2 protein-coding genes are annotated in these 926 nt (G+C 44.9%); both read right to left on the bottom strand.

Annotation, left to right across the window (positions count from 1 at the left end):
• Positions 1 to 19: 19 nt before the first annotated feature.
• Positions 20 to 469 (bottom strand): HAMP domain-containing protein, encoded by a 450-nt coding sequence (locus MO867_RS22295; RefSeq protein ID WP_252473258.1) that lies wholly within the window; start codon positions 467 to 469, stop codon positions 20 to 22.
• A gap of 177 nt (positions 470 to 646) precedes the next feature.
• On the bottom strand, positions 647 to 926 hold a 280-nt coding region (locus tag MO867_RS22290), incomplete at its 5' end, for a hypothetical protein (RefSeq protein WP_252473257.1).

Below are 926 nucleotides of genomic sequence, written 5' to 3'. Positions count from 1 at the left end.
TTAGACAAGATAATTACAGTCACGATTTAAGCTGATTTATATGGGACAGCCCTGGTACTATACCGTCTTGCATCGCCTCAATACGCGATTGCATCCCGGTTAAAGGTGTGCGTATCTCATGAGCTAGATCGGAACTCATCTGTTTATACTGTCTGTTCATGTCCTGCAGCCAAGTCGCTAGGTGGTTAAAACTGTGGATAATTTCACCGACCTCATCATGCCGCTCGATGGTCATTCGGGTATCCAACTGGCCCTGCTCCAGCTGTGTAAAGTTGGTTTTTAAAACCTTCAGGGGGCGGAGAAAGTACCAAGCACCAACCCATGACAGACAAATCGCCACCAGTGATAGCGCTATCAGGGTAAGCGTAAAATCATTATTGAGCTGCTCTTTCAAGCGGTCCTGCTTCTTTCCATGGTTGGCCAGTAGCTCGGGCATCCAGATGAGAGAGTAAGTTGCGTTTTGGATCACGAACTCAAAACCTGGATGGGTAAAATTTATAATACTGTGGTAGCCGCCACTGGAGATCAACCTTAACTGGAATCCATCATTAAGGGGGCTGCTAGACAACTGAATATCTGCCTTCGAAAAATTGTCAACAAGTAGTTCCCCATCTTTAAAAATAGCAAATAGTTGATCGGAATATTGTTACTCTAGAAAAACAAGCAGACTATTAATATCACTAGTCGGTTGCTTATTTTGTATATCGGCTAGTATCTTTTCATCATCGGTCAGGGCCTCGCCGATAGTTATCGAGCTGTTGTCCTGAAAATCAATAATGGCATTACGGGCACTGATCATCGAGAGAACATAATAACTGCCCAGTAGTACCAGGGTACTGACGGCAACTAATAGTGCGATTTTGGTAGTTAGCCCTAGATTCCCACAATGACCGACACACTTGGCGATAGCAAAGGGGGCCAGCTGG

Origin of the sequence: Microbulbifer okhotskensis, from assembly GCF_023895975.1 — a bacterium.
In the GTDB taxonomy this organism is placed as follows: domain Bacteria; phylum Pseudomonadota; class Gammaproteobacteria; order Pseudomonadales; family Cellvibrionaceae; genus Microbulbifer; species Microbulbifer okhotskensis.
The sequence above is the reverse complement of the archived record's forward strand: the minus strand, read 5'-3'. Positions and strand labels throughout refer to the sequence as shown.